Origin of the sequence: Mycobacterium intermedium (assembly GCF_002086275.1) — a bacterium.
GTDB classification, from domain to species: Bacteria; Actinomycetota; Actinomycetes; order Mycobacteriales; family Mycobacteriaceae; genus Mycobacterium; species Mycobacterium intermedium.
This window is the reverse complement of sequence record NZ_MVHT01000263.1, coordinates 1-960: the sequence shown is the minus strand read 5'-3', so window position 1 is coordinate 960 and position 960 is coordinate 1. Positions and strand designations below refer to the sequence as shown.

The 960-nt window shown below is 73.5% G+C and carries 1 pseudogene; it reads left to right on the top strand.

Annotation, left to right across the window (positions count from 1 at the left end):
- Positions 1-706: 706 nt before the first annotated feature.
- Positions 707-802, top strand: a pseudogene (locus BST27_RS35185) (hypothetical protein); the annotation flags it as partial.
- Positions 803-960 lie beyond the last annotated feature (158 nt).

The window sequence follows — 960 nt, the reverse complement described above, 5'->3', positions numbered from 1 at the left end:
GCTGCGCGAGGCGTTCTACGGGGTGCGGCGGTTCGACGACTTCCATGCGGCGTTGGGGTGTGCGCGCAACCTGTTGTTCGGCGGCGGCGGTGATGGCGGCAGTGGTGGCAGCTCAGGCACTGCCGGCGGGGCTGGCGGAGCCGGAGGCAATGCGGGTCTGTTCAGCCTCGGTGCCGCCGGTGGCGACGGCGGGACGGGTGGGACTCCCGCTGGACCTGGGACTGGCGGGACCGGAGGCGCCGGCGGCAACGGCGGTTTGCTCTTTGGTTCCGGTGGTGCCGGTGGAGCTGGCGGCGCCGGCATCGGTAGCTCGAAAGCGGGCGGGACCGGCGGGGCAGGCGGAAACGCCGGACTCCTTGTCGGCTCCGGTGGCGCCGGTGGCGCTGGCGGTGCCGCTGGCACCGGCGGCTTTATCGCTCCCGGCGGCGCCGGCGGGGCCGGCGGCAAGGCCGGGCTCATCGGCAATGGTGGCAACGGCGGCTCTGGGGGGGCCGGGACGATCGCCGGGACTGGCGGTGCTGGGGGCTCCGGCGGTAACGCCGTGCTGATCGGCAACGGCGGAAACGCCGGTAATGGTGGTACCGGCGGAACCGCTGGTAGCACCGGAACGGGCGGCATCAGCGGGCGGTTCCTGGGTCTGGACGGGTTCAACGCGCCCGCCAGCACGGACCCACTACACACCCTGCAGCAGCAGGTGCTCACCGCAATCAATGCACCGATCCAGGAGGCGACCGGGCGCCCCTTGATTGGAAACGGTGCCAACGGAACTCCCGGGACCGGCGCCGACGGTGGGCCGGGCGGATGGTTGTTCGGCAACGGCGGAAACGGTGGCTCGGGCAAGGCCGTCAACGTCGGAAACGGCGGAAACGGCGGTGCCGGAGGGGCCGGCGGCAACGGCGCGGCGGGCGCGGCCGGGAGCAACGGCGTGGGTGCGGGTGACCACGGCGGCGACGGCCAGGC